The 14,156-nt window shown below is 68.9% G+C and carries 12 protein-coding genes; 7 read left to right on the forward strand and 5 right to left on the reverse strand.

The features are described from left to right. The first annotated feature begins 19 nt into the window (after positions 1-19). Both Q9R26_RS04400 and Q9R26_RS04405 read left to right on the forward strand, forming a co-directional pair. Positions 20-913 carry a ParA family protein gene (locus Q9R26_RS04400; protein WP_310809603.1) on the forward strand — a complete coding sequence of 298 codons (894 nt, stop codon included), beginning with the start codon at positions 20-22 and terminating at the stop codon, positions 911-913. Then, positions 913-1,881, forward strand: a complete 969-nt coding sequence (locus Q9R26_RS04405; RefSeq protein ID WP_182064132.1) for a ParB/RepB/Spo0J family partition protein — start codon at positions 913-915, stop codon at positions 1,879-1,881. Before Q9R26_RS04400 ends, Q9R26_RS04405 begins: the two co-directional genes overlap by 1 nt. 536 nt (positions 1,882-2,417) lie before the next feature. Here the strand turns inward: Q9R26_RS04405 and Q9R26_RS04410 are convergent. From Q9R26_RS04410 to Q9R26_RS04430, 5 genes are all read right to left on the reverse strand, one after another. Then, the gene (locus Q9R26_RS04410; RefSeq protein ID WP_311226644.1) at positions 2,418-3,380 is read right to left on the reverse strand and encodes a D-alanine--D-alanine ligase; all 963 of its coding nucleotides are present in this window, start codon (positions 3,378-3,380) and stop codon (positions 2,418-2,420) included. 60 nt (positions 3,381-3,440) lie between these two features. After that, a complete protein-coding gene (locus tag Q9R26_RS04415; protein ID WP_311226645.1) occupies positions 3,441-4,745 on the reverse strand; it encodes a PLP-dependent aminotransferase family protein in 1,305 nt (434 codons plus the stop codon). A 150-nt stretch (positions 4,746-4,895) separates the two neighbouring features. After that, complete coding sequence (gene trxA, locus Q9R26_RS04420) at positions 4,896-5,222, reverse strand: thioredoxin (protein WP_017887828.1); 327 nt, start codon at positions 5,220-5,222, stop codon at positions 4,896-4,898. A 66-nt stretch (positions 5,223-5,288) separates the two neighbouring features. Next, the gene (gene trxB / locus Q9R26_RS04425; RefSeq protein ID WP_209132520.1) at positions 5,289-6,287 is read right to left on the reverse strand and encodes a thioredoxin-disulfide reductase; all 999 of its coding nucleotides are present in this window, start codon (positions 6,285-6,287) and stop codon (positions 5,289-5,291) included. Positions 6,288-6,381: 94 nt separating this feature from the next. Beyond that, complete coding sequence (locus Q9R26_RS04430) at positions 6,382-10,527, reverse strand: DUF6049 family protein (RefSeq protein ID WP_311226646.1); 4,146 nt, start codon at positions 10,525-10,527, stop codon at positions 6,382-6,384. Positions 10,528-10,660: 133 nt separating this feature from the next. On the opposite strand from Q9R26_RS04430, the gene Q9R26_RS04435 reads away from it, so the two are divergent. The 5 genes from Q9R26_RS04435 (at position 10,661) to rplI (ending at position 14,073) form a co-directional block, all read left to right on the forward strand. Further along, on the forward strand, positions 10,661-12,100 hold the full coding sequence (locus Q9R26_RS04435; RefSeq protein WP_311226647.1) for a CCA tRNA nucleotidyltransferase: 1,440 nt from the start codon (positions 10,661-10,663) through the stop codon (positions 12,098-12,100). Positions 12,101-12,291: 191 nt separating this feature from the next. Further along, a complete protein-coding gene (rpsF, locus tag Q9R26_RS04440; protein WP_027466903.1) occupies positions 12,292-12,675 on the forward strand; it encodes a 30S ribosomal protein S6 in 384 nt (127 codons plus the stop codon). A 3-nt stretch (positions 12,676-12,678) separates the two neighbouring features. Continuing rightward, on the forward strand, positions 12,679-13,248 hold the full coding sequence (locus tag Q9R26_RS04445; RefSeq protein WP_110862690.1) for a single-stranded DNA-binding protein: 570 nt from the start codon (positions 12,679-12,681) through the stop codon (positions 13,246-13,248). Between the two features lie 100 nt (positions 13,249-13,348). Then, positions 13,349-13,606, forward strand: a complete 258-nt coding sequence (rpsR, locus tag Q9R26_RS04450) for a 30S ribosomal protein S18 (protein ID WP_017887834.1) — start codon at positions 13,349-13,351, stop codon at positions 13,604-13,606. A 14-nt stretch (positions 13,607-13,620) separates the two neighbouring features. Further along, on the forward strand, positions 13,621-14,073 hold the full coding sequence (rplI, locus tag Q9R26_RS04455) for a 50S ribosomal protein L9 (protein ID WP_027466901.1): 453 nt from the start codon (positions 13,621-13,623) through the stop codon (positions 14,071-14,073). The last annotated feature ends 83 nt before the right edge of the window (positions 14,074-14,156 follow it).

A 14,156-nucleotide genomic window follows, 5' to 3' on the forward strand; every position in this document is an offset into this window, starting at 1 on the left:
ACCGGGGAAGAGGCACTCGTTGAGTTCATCGACCGACTACGACGCGTCGACACCGCTCGCTCGCGAGATCGCCGACCTGAACCGTCGCCGGCGTGCGATCGCCACGCAACAGTTCCCCCTGCCTGCTGAGACACGGATCATCACCGTCTCGAACCAGAAGGGCGGCGTCGGCAAGACGACGACGACCGTCAACCTGGCCGCCGGTCTCGCTCACGGTGGTGCTCGTGTACTGGTGATCGACCTGGACCCGCAGGGCAATGCCTCGACGGCACTCGGCGTGGACCACCAGGCGGAAGTCGCGAGCATCTACGACGTGATCGTCGACGAGGCTCCGATGGCCGACACCGTGCAGGCCTCCCCCGAGTCGGACACGCTCTGGTGTGTGCCGGCAACGATTCACCTCGCCGGTGCCGAGATCGAACTCGTCTCCCTGGTGGCACGAGAACAGCGGCTCCGGACTGCACTCGACATGTACCTGCAGTCCCTGGACGAGCCCTACCACTACGTGTTCATCGACTGCCCGCCGTCGCTGGGTTTGTTGACCATCAACGCGTTCGTTGCCGCACAAGAGGTACTCATCCCGATCCAGTGTGAGTACTACGCGCTCGAGGGGCTGAGCCAGCTGCTGCGGAACATCGAACTGATCGAGCGGCACCTCAACCCGAACCTCCGCGTCTCGACGATCCTGCTGACCATGTACGACAGCCGCACGAACCTGTCGAACCAGGTGGCGAACGACGTCCGTGAGCACTTCGGCGACCAGGTGCTCAAGGCCATGATCCCGCGCTCCGTCCGCGTGAGCGAAGCACCGAGCTACGGCCAGAGTGTCGTCGCCTACGACGTGAACTCCACCGGGTCGCTGTCCTACCTGGAAGCGGCCGCCGAGATCGCAGCACGAGGAGCGAAGCACTGATGGCACCGAAGCGAACCGGACTCGGCCGAGGCATCGGCGCCCTGATCCCGACCGCGACCGATCAGCAGGATCGTCCCGTCGACGTGTTCTTCCCGACCGGTGGTTCGCCGGCATCCGCTCCGACCGCGGACGAGCTGGTGGCCGTGCCCGGTGCACGACTTGCCAATCTCAACCCGCTCGACGTGATCCCGAACGCACAGCAGCCGCGGAAGGAGTTCCGCGAGGAGGAGCTCCAAGAGCTCGTCCACTCGATCCGTGAGATCGGTGTCCTGCAGCCGATCGTCGTCCGGCCGATCCCGGGCGCCACGGGCACCGAGCCACAGTACGAGCTCATCATGGGCGAACGCCGTCTGCGTGCTACGAAGGAACTCGGCCTGAGCACGATCCCGGCGATCGTGAAGGACACCCCCGACGATGCGATGCTGCGCGACGCGCTGCTGGAGAACCTCCACCGGGCACAGCTCAACCCCCTGGAAGAGGCGTCGGCGTACCAGCAGCTCCTGGCGGACTTCGGGATCACGCAGGAGCAGCTCGGCCAGCGAATCGGACGGTCGCGTCCGCAGATCACGAACACGATCCGACTCCTGCGACTCCCCTCCCCCGTCCAGCGGCGTGTGGCCGCAGGCGTGCTCTCCGCTGGGCACGCTCGGGCCATCCTCGCGGCACCGGACGCGGAGGCCATGGAGTACCTTGCCGAGAAGATCGTCAACGAGGACCTTTCCGTCCGCGCTGCTGAGGCGATCGCGCAGCAGCTGTCAGCCAAGACGCCGACGGCAAAGCCGAAGCCCGAGCCCTCGAAGCGACAGGCCCACTTCAACGATCTTGCTGAGCGACTCGGCGATCGCCTGAACACCCGGGTGAAGATCGCCGTCGGTGCTCGCAAGAGCTCCGTCACGATCGACTTCGCGAACGGCGATGACCTCAACCGGATCCTCGGGGAGCTCGGAGTGCAGGACCTCGAAGGCTGAGCCAGCCCGCGAGCGCCTCCAGGCGGCGCTGTGAGCGCTTGTGGCGGCTGGAGTGGGGTTGCCGCACACCGGGCTCATCTTCGCGCTTCTCGCGGCGACGCAGCACGCCGCTCGCGGATGCAGCAACAGCCCCCAGGCACGGCATCCCGCGCCGTCGACCCGAGCTCCCGGTTCGAGGGGCCACTCCTCCAGAGCCTGTAAACCGAGGCTGTATCTCCGCATGTTCGCTGACGTGCACGGAGCTTCGATGCCGGTGCACAAGGTTGCCCCGCCGTCGCACGTGCAGACCGACCGCGAAGCGTCGGCGATGGTCCTCACGCGGTTCGGGCAGTAGGCCGAGAACCGTCGACTGCGTCGATGGCCAGGCTGCGGCGCCCAGGAAGTACGCTCCCAGCGGATGTTCCACGTGGAACAAGTCGCCTCGAAAGCCCCGGAATCGAACCCGGAGCAGACGTTCCACGTGGAACATCTGACCTTGCGGTGGGGCCGAGCGGACAATAGCGCCGGTGTTCCACGTGGAACACCGGCCAGACCGATCAGGCGCGGTGGTCCCGAATCGCTTGCTCGGCGAGCTCGGCGTAGGTCCAGCCGAGATCGAAGCCGGACGCCGACAGCGCCTGCGGCAGCAGCGACGTCTCCGTGAGGCCGGGAAGCACATTCGCCTCGAGGAACCAGGGTGTCCCGGCCCCGTCGATGATCAGGTCGACACGGGACAGGTGACGCAGTCCCAGGGCCGAGTGCGCGGCGACCGCTGCCTCGGCGGCGCCCGCGGCGAATGCACCCGAGAGCCGTGCCGGCGTGTAGAAGGTCGTCTCCCCCGCGTTGTAGCGCGCCTCGAATCCGTAGATGCCGTTCCGCGGCACGATCTCCACGGCGGAGAGTGCCACGGGGCCGTCTCCGGTGTCGATGATGCCCACCGCGACCTCGGTCCCACGGATGAGCTGCTCGACCACGACGTCGTCGCAGTACGTGTAGGCCGTGACCATGGCCCGGGGCAGGTCCTTGACGTCGTCGACCAGGGTCACGCCCTGCGCACTCCCGCCTCGCGCAGGCTTCACGGCGAGCGGTACCGGATGCTCGGTCGCGATGGCCGCGAGGACGCCGACGGCGCCGAGCTCGCGGAAGACGTCGTGGGAGAGCGTCACTGAACGAGGAGTGCGGACGCCGGCGCGGGCCACCAGCGCTGACGCCGTGGGCTTGTCCCATGCCAGCCGGGCCGACGTCGAACGCGAGCCGACGAACGGGATGTCCACGGCCTCCAGGATGCCCCGCAGGGCGCCGTCCTCACCGGAGGCGCCGTGCAGTGCCGGCCACACGACGTCCGGGCGTGATTCGGTGAGTGCCGGCAGGAGCATCGCGTCGGCGTCACGCAGGTCGACCTGCCAGCCGTAGCCGGTCAGTGAGTCGGCCACCCGACGGCCGGAGCGGAGTGAGACGTCGCGCTCGTGCGAGATGCCTCCGGCTACGACGACGACGTGACGACGGGTGAGCTCGGCCATGCGGGGTCCTCCGGTGTGGAACTGCGGTGCTGTGCGAGCAGCACTGAGGAAAAGCGCTGATCAGGAGACGTTCGGCGGCGGTGCGCTGACCGACGACGTCTGGCGGACCACGGTGTTCGGTCGGGTCGTCGGGCCGAAGGTCTCGATGAGTTCGAGTTCGTCGTTGACGACGTTGGCCAGGCGCTTGACCCCCACCCGGATCTGCTCCGGGGTCGGGTAGCAGAACGACAGACGGATGTGTCCGCCCCCGCGTCCGTCCGCGTAGAACGCGGTGCCGGGCGTGTAGGCAACGAGCTCCTTGACCGCGCGCGGCAGCATGCCCTTCGAGTCGAGCGACTCGGGCAGGGTCAGCCACACGAAGAAGCCACCGTTCGGCTTCGTCCAGGACAGGTCCGGCAGGAACTCCCCCAGCGCCGACAGCATGGCGTCGCGGCGCTCGGCGTAGATCCCCCGGAAGTTGTCGACCTGGCCCTTCCAGTCCGCGGCGTCGAGGTACGCGTTCACGACGTACTGGCCGAAGGAGTTCGGCGCGAGCACGGCCGATTCGTTGGCGAGCACGAGCTTCTCGCGGATGGCGTGGGGCGCGAGCGCCCAGCCCACGCGGAACCCCGGTGCGAGGGTCTTCGAGAAGGAGCCGAGGTACACCACGCCCTCTTCGTCGATCGATCGGATGGCCTGCGGCGCCGGCTCGTCGAACCACAGGAGCCCGTACGGGTTGTCCTCGAGCACGAGGATGTTGTTGGACCGGCAGATGTCGAGCACCTCGATGCGGCGCTCGCGGCTCATCGTGACGCCGGCCGGGTTGTGGAAGTTCGGGATCGTGTAGAGGAACTTGATCCGCTTGCCCTGGGTGCGGAGGTTCGCGATCGCCTCGCGCAGCGCCTCGGGGACGAGTCCGAGCTCGTCCGTCGTCACGTGCACCGTCTCGGCCTGGTACGACCGGAAGACGCCGATCGCGCCGACGTAGGACGGCGACTCGGCGAGCACGACGTCACCCGGGTCGATGAACAGCCGTGTGACGAGGTCGAGGGCGTGCTGCGAGCCCGTGGTGACCACGACGTCTTCGGCGCTGGCACGGATGCCCTCGAGGCTCATGACGTCCACGATGTGCTCGCGGAGGGAACGCAGGCCTTGGCCACCGCCGTACTGGAGCGCCATGGCGGAGTGCTCGGTCATGACACGGTCCAGGGAGCCCGTGACGAGCTCTCTGGGGAGCGCGGAGACGAACGGCATGCCGCCGGCCAACGAGACCACTTCGGGGCGCGAGGCGACGGCGAACAGGGCTCGGACCTCGGAGGCGCTCAGCCCGGCGGTGCGCTGGGCGTAGGAGTCGTACCAGGGGTCGAGGCTGTTGCCGTTCGTCATCGAGTGCTCCGTTCAGTGGGACATTCCCGCCACACTACGACATCGGCCCCGGGAACCAGGGTTCCGCGACGGGGCCGATCGTCATCCGGTGGCTCCGGACGAGAACGGCCCCGCCCTCCGGGGAGAGCGGGGCCGTTCGGGTGGGGCGACCTACGCGAGGAACTCGGCGAGGTCGGCCTCGAGCGCGGGCTTCGGCTTGGCACCGATGACGGTCTTGACGACCTCGCCGCCCTTGAAGACCTTCATCGCCGGGATCGACGTGATCTGGTAGTTCATGGCCGACTGGGGGTTGTCGTCCACGTTGAGCTTCACGATCTCGATCTTGCCGGCGTGCTCTTCGGCGATCTGGTCGAGGATCGGCGAGACCGCGCGACACGGGCCACACCACTCAGCCCAGAAGTCGACGAGGATCGTCTTGTCGGACTTGAGGACCTCGTCCGAGAAGGTGGCGTCGGTGACAGCCTTGGCGTTGGACATGTGTGCTCCTTCGAGAAGTCGTTCAGGGGGTACAACGGCGAAGCCGTCGTGGTATTCCGAGGCGGGTCAGGCCCGGGCGGCGATGACGTCGACCATGGCGGGCTCCGCCGGGGCGACGCCCTCGGCCTCGTCCGTCAGTGCGTCGTCGAGCTCGGCGAGGTACTTCTCGGCGTCGAGCGCGGCGACCGTGCCCGAACCGGCAGCCGTGATGGCCTGACGGTAGGTCGGGTCGATGACGTCACCGGCGGCGAAGACGCCCGGCAGGTTGGTCTTCGACGAGCGGCCCTGGACGGCGATCGTGCCCTCGGGCGCGATGTCGATCTGGCCGTGGATCAGGTGCGTGCGCGGGTCGTTGCCGATCGCGATGAACAGGCCGTCCAGCGCGAGCTCGGACTCCTCGCCCGTCACGGTGTCCTTGAGCGTCACGCCCTCGACCGCGGAGTCACCCGTGATGCCGGTGACCTCCTTGTTCCACGCGAACTCGATCTTCGGGTCGTTCATCGCGCGGTCCTGCATGATCTTCGACGCACGCAGGGAGTCCTTGCGGTGGATGACCGTCACCTTGTCGGCGAAGCGGGTGAGGAACGTCGCCTCTTCCATCGCGGAGTCGCCGCCACCGACGACGGCGATGTTCTTCTGTCGGAAGAAGAAGCCGTCGCAGGTCGCGCACCACGAGACACCGTGGCCGGACAGGCGCTCTTCGTCGGCGAGGCCGAGGTGACGGTACGCCGAGCCGGTGGCGTAGATGACCGCGAGGGCCTCGTACGTCTCGCCGGAGCCGACGGTCACCTTCTTGACCTTGCCGGTGAGGTCGACGGAGACGGCGTCGTCGTACAGGACCTCGGCACCGAACTTCTCGGCCTGTTCCTGCATCTTGATCATGAGGTCGGGGCCCTGGATCCCCTCGGGGAAGCCGGGGAAGTTCTCGACCTCGGTCGTCTTGGTGAGTTCACCGCCCGTCTCGACACTGGAGGCGACGATGAGCGGCTTGAGCTCTGCGCGCGCTGCGTAGATGCCGGCGGTGAACCCGGCCGGGCCGGAACCGATGATGATGAGCTGGCGCATGCCTGATTGCCCTTCCGTTGCGTCTGACCGGGTCAACCCATCGTACCGGCGTGGCATTCCACACGGCCCGTGAGCGTGTGGTGCTCGGCTGGGGTCAGCGGCCGAGCCTGCTGCGGAGCATCTGGACAGCGTTGCCGATCTCACCGTTCTTCGCGACGACGAGGGCTCCGAAGTACACGCCCACCATCACCGCGCCGGCGAGGACGAGGGTGATGAGCGCTCCGGTGAAGTCGGCCATCGCGAAGCCGCTCGCCGAGAACGACCCGAAGAAGTTCACGACGAGGAGTCCCGCGACGCCCGCGATGAGCGCGGCGATGACGAACTGCACGTGCGACCGGGTGACCACCGGTCCTTCGATGCCACCGAGCCGCTTGCGGACGAGGACCAGGGCGACGATCGTCTGCGCGGTGCCCGCGAGTGTGGTGCACGCTGCGATCGCGACACCGATCGCCTCGTTCGGGAGCGTGGTGACCGCGAGGGCGCCGATCACGAACAGCACCGACTGGACGCACTGCATGAGGAACGGCGTGCGGTGGTCGTGCATCGCCCAGAAGACGCGCTGGATGATGAACAACATGCTGAAGAGCACGAGCCCCGGCATGTAGGCCAGCAGGACCGCGCCGATCGACAGTGCCCCGTCGAAGGTGTTGGAGAACATGCGTCCGAACGGAACGGCGACGACCATCAGTGCGATGGAGGCGAAGACCGTGAACAGTCCGACGATCCGCAGCGAGAGCGACAGGTTCTTCCGGACGGCGCCGAGGTCGCCGCGTTCGGCATCGTGGCTCATCCGTGTGAAGTACGCGGTCGCGATGGAGACCGTGATGATCGAGTGCGGCAGCATGAAGAGCAGCCACGCGTTCTGGAGCACCGCATTGCCCGCGGCACCGGATCCCAGCGATGCGACGCGCGACTGCACGATGCCCGCCAGCTGGGTGACGAGGATCATCGCGAAGAGCCACCCGGCCGCCGTGCCCGTCGACTTCAGGCCGACGCCGCGCCAGCGGAAGTCGGGTCGGAAGCTCAGGCCAGCCCGGCGCCAGAAGAACGGCAGGAAGGCGGCCTGAGCGAGCACGCCCAGGGTCGCACTGCCGGCGAGGACGGCGATCTTGAGCGGAGTCCAGTCGTCGACGCCGGAGTTCGCGGCCCTGCCACCGAACATGGCGATGAAGACCACCAGCCCGGCGATCGAGATGACGTTGTTGATGAGCGGCGCCCACGTGAACGGGCCGAACACCTGCTTGGCGTTCAGGACCTCGCCGAGCAGGGAGTACATCGCGTAGAAGAGGATCTGCGGAAGGCACCAGAACGCGAACGCCACCGCGAGGTCGATCTGACCGGGCGTGAACCCCTTGCCCTCGCCTGAAGCGGTCTGCGCGTACACCTGCACGAGCAGCGGGGCGATCAGGGTCGCCACGAGGGCGATGACGATGAACAGGGAACCGCCGAGCGTCACGATCTTGTTGACGTAGGCCGTGCCACCGTCGGTGTGCTGCTTCATCGCACGGACGATCTGCGGGATGAGCACGGCGGACAACAGGCCACCCGCGATCAGCGCGTAGATGTTGTTCGGGAGCTGGTTGGAGACCGCGAACGCATCCGCCGCCGGTGACTGCGTCTGACCGATCGCGTACGCCAGCACGAAGGTCTTCGCGAAGCCGAGGATGCGTGACAGCATCGTGCCGGCGGCGAGCATCGCGCTCGCCCGGCCGAGGCTGCGCTCGGCGACCGGCTCGGCGTCGACGTCGGGCTGGGGCTGGCTGGCGCTGATGGTCGGCTCCTCGGGGTCGCGGTCGTCCGCGACGGTGCTGCGTGTGGCGTCGGACGGGAGGCCCGGCTCGGCTCCGGCGCGTGCGATGGCGTCCTGCAGGGGGTCCTGGTGCACCGCAGCGGGCGGCGCCGCGGTCGGCGCTGCACCCGGCGCTGCGGTCGCCACCCCGGCAGTGGACGCGGGCACGCTGGGTGCGGGGGCCGCTCCGGAGGGGTGATCCGTGCCTCCAGGCCGGTTGGTGGCCGCCTGCGCGCCCCCGACCGTCGGCTGGACCGCCAGGGGGCGGTTCGGGTCGTCGTCGTCCTCGTCGTCGAGCTCGCCGTTCCGGCGGCGGATGCGCTTGCGGATGCTGCGGAAGATGCCGAAGCCGAAGATGCCGATCAGGGCGATCGCGGCGACCGCGGTGATGACCGTCTCCCACTGGGCCTGCACGTTCAGCTCGACGGTCGCGGGCTCGGCGACGGCCACGCCGGTCGGGCTCGAGAGCGACATCGTCAGCTCGACCTTGCCGTTCGCGACCGACTGCACGGGGACGGTGGCGCGGGTGGAGGAGTCGGGCTGGATCTCGACCACGATGTCGTTGCGGACCACCCGCAGCGCCGAGTTGGACGGCTGCACGGACAGGTGCACCGTGACCGGGTAGGCGGAGCTGTTGCGGATCGACACGGGCAGGGACGACCGGTCGCCGAGCAGGGTGAGGCTGCTCGAGTCGACGATCCCGACCTCGGTGGTGCTCTTCGCCCAGGCGGCGGTGCGTGCCTCGACCGCGGCGGCGAGGCCCTGGTCGTCGTCGCGCCACGCATTCGAGGCGAGCGCGAGCAGACGGAGCCGGGCCGGGGCGGTCAGCTGGTTCGGGTCGCCGAGGATCGTCGCGAACGCGGAGAGCCCCTGTTCCCCTCGGACCAGTCGCTGGAGCTGGTCGACGCGGGCCTCGCCGGTGGACGCGCTCGCGAGCGTGAGTGACCCGGCGACGGCCTTCGAAGCGGTGGAGAGGTCGGCCGGGGCGACCCAGGCGGTGCTCTCGAGGGCGTCCAGCGCCTGGCTGAGCCGCGCGGAGTCGGACGGCCACTCGCGCCCGAGGGTGAGCAGGATCGGCCCCGTGGCGGTTGCTGCCCGGGCCGAGGTCGCCAGCGTCGCGGTGAGCTCGGACATCGTCGACGACCAGGTCTGCCGGTCGGTGGCGTTCGCCGCTCGACGGAGCATCGACGACATCGACTGGTCGGAGACGAGCACGTGGTCGTCGCCGATCTTCTCGGACGCGGTGATGGTGGTGTCCGCGCCGGCCGAGGTGTTGCCGCTCGAGACGATGGTGGTCTTCGTGCCGGCCCGCTCGAGGGCCGGGAGGTCGGCGGAGGACACCGTTCCCTCGGTGGGCCAGGCGATCGAGTCCATCGAGTACGGGAAGTCGAGCAGGGACTCCGTGGTCGGCAGGGTCTCCTGCGCCTCGTCGGCGCCGTCGTCGGTCGTGGTGCCGTCGCTCGAGGCCGCGGTGGGGGCCGGTGACGAGGTCTGCCCCGGTGTGGCCGTCGGAGTCGGCGCCGGGGTCTCGGCGCCCGGGAAGTTCTCGGACTTGACGGACTGGTCGAGGGAGATCGGCGACAGGATGCCGTCGGACCCGGCCTGGCGCAGGCCGGTGACGTCGGCGTCGGCGTAGGACAGCGCGAAGGTCTCGTTGCGCAGTGCTTCGAGACGCTGCAGCCAGGTGATCGCGCTCGACGGAGCGTTGTCGCCGAGGATCCGGATCGAGGCGATGATCCTCGGGTCCACCGCCACGGCGACGTTGTGGTCCTCGGCCGCGTCGAGCTGCTGCGTGAGCGTGCCGTCCACCGAGGTCGCCGCGGCCAGCACGGGGGCGGTGAGGATGCCGTCGGTCGACTTCGGCACGGTGATCGGCATGGCGACGGAGACGCTGACCGGGGCCTGTTCGAAGTCCGGGTACCAGGTGATGGCGGAGCGGTCGACGGCGAAGGCGTCGCCCGCCGTGTACTCGGCCGCGATGCGCCGGGCACCGAACGAGGAGTACCCGCCGAGCGCCACGTTGCCGGAGACGATCTCGACCGAGTCGATGGTGATCGAACGGTGCGCTGGGATCGCCGGGATGTCCACGGAGTCCATCGGGGCGCCCAGGTAACCCGTCGTGGTGGTGTCGCTGAGCCAGCTCGCCAGGACGTCGCGCGTGCTCACCGAGCGGAAGATGTCGAACTCCGCGGTACCGGCCGGCAGTGCTGCGTCGGTGTCGTTCGTGACGGTGACCGACAGGGTGAGGTCCTGGTCGCGTTGGACGACGCCACGGTTCGCGGGGGCGATCGAGATGGTCGCCTTGCCCGCATCTGCAGCGGCCGGATCGGCGACGTGGCTCTTGGCCGCGGACACCGTGGCGGCCGAGGCGTGATCGGTGGCGACGGGCGCGACGACCAGGCCGAGCGCGACGAGGGTCGACGCGGCTGCGGCGAGCGTGGTGCGGAGCATCTGCATACGGGGAGCGGGCCACGGGGTCGGTTCGGGCCGAGCACGAGTGTATGAGGCGCGACCATGAACAGGTCCCGTGCGCGCGCGACTCGTGGAGAACTCGGGGCCTCGATCTGGGAGGATGAGCACCGTCATGCAGTCCGTTGCCCAGGCCGTCGAACGACTCGACGCACTCGCCACCACCGAGCCCGTCGACCTCCTCGCTCGGGCCTTCGCCGACGCCGGACACGAACTCGCCCTCGTCGGCGGCCCCGTCCGTGACGCGTTCCTCGGCCGTCCGGTGACCGATCTGGACTTCACCACCGACGCCCGGCCGGACGACATCCTGCGGATCGTCGAACCCATCGCGAGCGCCACCTGGGACGTCGGTCGGCAGTTCGGCACCATCGCCGCACGGGTCGCCGGCGAGCAGGTCGAGATCACCACGTACCGCAGCGACGTCTACGACGGCGAGACCCGCAAGCCCGAGGTCGCGTTCGGCGACACCATCGAGGACGACCTGCTCCGTCGCGACTTCACCGTCAACGCGATGGCCCTGCGACTGCCGGCCCGCGAGCTCGTCGACGTGCACGGCGGGGTCGAGGACCTGCTCGCCGCGCGGCTCCGGACGCCCCAGACCGCGGTCGTCTCGTTCCGCGACGACCCCCTGCGGATGATGCGCGCCGCACGGTTCACCTCCCAGCTCGGCTTCACCGTCGACGACGACGTGCGGGCCGCGATGCAGGAGCTCGTCGCGTCGATCGACATCGTGTCCGCCGAGCGGGTCCGCGACGAGCTCGTCAAGCTGCTCGACACCGACGACCCGGTCCCCGGCCTCCGGCTGCTCGTCGACACCGGGCTTGCCGAGCGGTTCCTGCCCGAGCTACCCGAGATGCGGCTCGAAGTCGACGAGCACCACCACCACAAGGACGTCTACGAGCACTCGCTCACCGTGCTCGAGCAGGCCATCGGGTACGAGGCCGAGCGGCACGCCGGGGATCCCCCGGACACCGTGCTCCGGCTCGCGGCGCTGCTGCACGACATCGGCAAGCCCGCGACGCGCAAGCTCGAGCCCGGCGGCGCCGTGAGCTTCCACCACCACGACCTGGTCGGCTCGAAGATGGCGAAGAAGCGCCTCCGCGCCCTCCGCTTCGACAACGACACCATCGCCGCGGTGTCCCGCCTGATCGAGCTGCACCTGCGCTTCTTCGGGTACACCGAGGGCGCGTGGACGGACTCCGCCGTCCGCCGCTACGTCCGTGACGCCGGACCCCAGCTCGAACGGCTCCACGAGCTCACCCGGTCCGACGTCACCACCCGCAACCGCCGCAAGGCCGATCGGCTGGCGTTCGCCTACGACGACCTCGAGGACCGCATCAAGACCCTGTCCGAGCAGGAGGAGCTCGAGTCGATCCGTCCGGACCTGACCGGCGACGACATCATGCGGATCCTCGACATCCCGCCGGGGCGTGCCGTGGGCGAGGCCTACCGGTTCCTGCTCGAGGCCCGGATGGACGAAGGGCCCCTCGGACCGGAGAACGCCGAGGAACGCCTGCGCGAGTGGTGGAGCGCCCGAGGCGACGCCAGCGCCTGAGACACCAGTGCCCGAGACGCGACCGCCTGACGGGCGGGACCGCTCTCCACAGGCCGGTGGCGCGCCTCCAGGCAGTCCGGTAGGCTACCCAGGTTGCCCCTCGCGCACCTGCGTGGTCTGGGGCACATGCATCAACCCTCCTGCCCCGGGAACCGCCCGGGGCCGCTGAGACCAGAGGAGGTGGGTTCCGCATGCACCAGTACGAACTGATGGCGATCCTCGACCCCGAGATCGATGAGCGCACCGTCGCTCCCAGCCTGGACAAGTTCCTGGCCGTGATCCGCAACGCGGGTGGCACCGTCGACAACGTGGACGTCTGGGGCCGTCGCCGGCTCGCTTACGAGATCGCGAAGAAGTCCGAGGGCATCTACGCCGTCGTCGACTTCACGTCGTCGCCCGAGGCCGCCAAGGAGCTCGACCGTCAGCTCGGTCTCTCCGAGGCCGTGCTCCGCACGAAGGTCCTCCGCGCTGAAGAGGGCATCGCGCAGGTCGCCGCCCAGAAGCAGCGTGACGAGGCCCGTGCGGCCCGCAAGGCTGCCAACGCCTCAGCAACCGCGACCGCGAGCGCCGAGTAACCCGTGGCCGGCGAAACCGTCATCACGGTGGTGGGCAACCTCACCGCGGACCCCGAGCTGCGCTACACGCAGAACGGGCTCGCCGTGGCGAACTTCACCATCGCGTCGACCCCTCGCACGTTCGACCGTCAGGCGAACGAGTGGAAGGACGGCGATGCGCTGTTCCTCCGCGCGAGTGTGTGGCGCGAGTTCGCCGAGCACGTGGCGGGGTCGCTGACGAAGGGCTCGCGCGTCATCGCGCAGGGTCGTCTGCGTCAGCGTTCCTACCAGGACCGTGAGGGCCAGCAGCGCACGAGCATCGAGCTCGAGGTCGACGAGATCGGCCCGTCGCTCCGCTACGCGACCGCACAGATCACCCGCGCAGCGGGTGGCAGTGGCGGCGGTCGTGGCCAGGTCGGCGGCGGCGGCAACGCCCCCGCGGGCAACGGCGGCGGCAACTGGAACAACAACGGTGGCGGTCAGTCGGACGCGCCCTGGTCTCCCCAGGGCGGCCAGCAGGGTGGCGGCAACGCACAGTCGAACGACGTGTGGAGCACCCCCGGTGGCAACTTCGACGACGAGACCCCGTTCTGATCGGAGCACGCAGCGCCGCCTCACAGCGGCAACTGCGAGTTCCGGACTGATCCTCCCGGTTCCGACGGACACACAACTTTTCTTCTAAGGACAAATCACTATGGCTGGAAAGAGCACCGGCGACCGCCGGAAGCCTCGCGGCAAGGGCGGCAAGAACGCTGCTCCCGCGAAGTCGATCAAGGTCGGCGTCATCGACTACAAGGACGTTGCGACCCTTCGCAAGTTCATCTCGGAGCGTGGAAAGATCCGCGCCCGTCGCATCACCGGCGTCTCCGTCCAGGAGCAGCGCCTCATCGCCCGTGCCGTGAAGAACGCCCGTGAGATGGCGCTCCTCCCCTACGCCGGCTCCGGCCGCTGATCGGAGGTCGACACATGTCGAAGCTCATCCTCACCCACGAGGTCTCCGGCCTCGGTTCCGCCGGTGACGTCGTCGACGTCAAGAACGGCTACGCCCGCAACTACCTCATCCCCCAGGGCTTCGCTGTCGCGTGGTCCAAGGGCGGCGAGAAGCAGGTCGAGTCGATCCGTGCCGCGCGTACCGCGCGCGAGCTCGCCACCATCGAAGAGGCACAGGACCTCAAGATGAAGCTCGAGAACGCGACCATCACCCTGTCGGTCAAGGCCGGCAAGGACGGTCGTCTGTTCGGCTCCGTCCGTCCGGGCGACGTCGCTGACGCCGTCCAGGCGCAGGGCGTCGGCTCGCTCGACAAGCGCAAGGTCGAGGTCCCCGCGACCATCAAGACCGTCGGTGACCACGAGGCCACCGTGCGCCTGCGCGAGGACATCACTGCCGTGATCTCGCTCAAGGTCGTCGCTGCCAAGTAGCACTGACGTTCCGCTCCACGACGGGCGGGTCTCCTCCGGGAGGCCCGCCCGTCGTTGCGTTCCGGCAGCGGGCGCGCGGCTTG

This window comes from Curtobacterium sp. BRB10 (assembly GCF_031844325.1).
GTDB lineage: Bacteria > Actinomycetota > Actinomycetes > Actinomycetales > Microbacteriaceae > Curtobacterium > Curtobacterium poinsettiae_A.

Excerpts from the sequence above, each read along its gene's own strand:
- Q9R26_RS04430 (WP_311226646.1), bottom strand. The coding sequence starts at position 10,527 with ATGCTCCGCACCACGCTCGCCGCAGCCGCGTCGACCCTCGTCGCGCTC.
- Q9R26_RS04435 (WP_311226647.1), top strand. The coding sequence starts at position 10,661 with ATGCAGTCCGTTGCCCAGGCCGTCGAACGACTCGACGCACTCGCCACC.
- Q9R26_RS04410 (WP_311226644.1), bottom strand. The coding sequence starts at position 3,380 with ATGGCCGAGCTCACCCGTCGTCACGTCGTCGTCGTAGCCGGAGGCATC.
- Q9R26_RS04405 (WP_182064132.1), top strand. The coding sequence starts at position 913 with ATGGCACCGAAGCGAACCGGACTCGGCCGAGGCATCGGCGCCCTGATC.
- trxB (WP_209132520.1), bottom strand. The coding sequence starts at position 6,287 with ATGCGCCAGCTCATCATCATCGGTTCCGGCCCGGCCGGGTTCACCGCC.
- rpsF (WP_027466903.1), top strand. The coding sequence starts at position 12,292 with ATGCACCAGTACGAACTGATGGCGATCCTCGACCCCGAGATCGATGAG.
- rplI (WP_027466901.1), top strand. The coding sequence starts at position 13,621 with ATGTCGAAGCTCATCCTCACCCACGAGGTCTCCGGCCTCGGTTCCGCC.
- trxA (WP_017887828.1), bottom strand. The coding sequence starts at position 5,222 with ATGTCCAACGCCAAGGCTGTCACCGACGCCACCTTCTCGGACGAGGTC.
- Q9R26_RS04415 (WP_311226645.1), bottom strand. The coding sequence starts at position 4,745 with ATGACGAACGGCAACAGCCTCGACCCCTGGTACGACTCCTACGCCCAG.
- rpsR (WP_017887834.1), top strand. The coding sequence starts at position 13,349 with ATGGCTGGAAAGAGCACCGGCGACCGCCGGAAGCCTCGCGGCAAGGGC.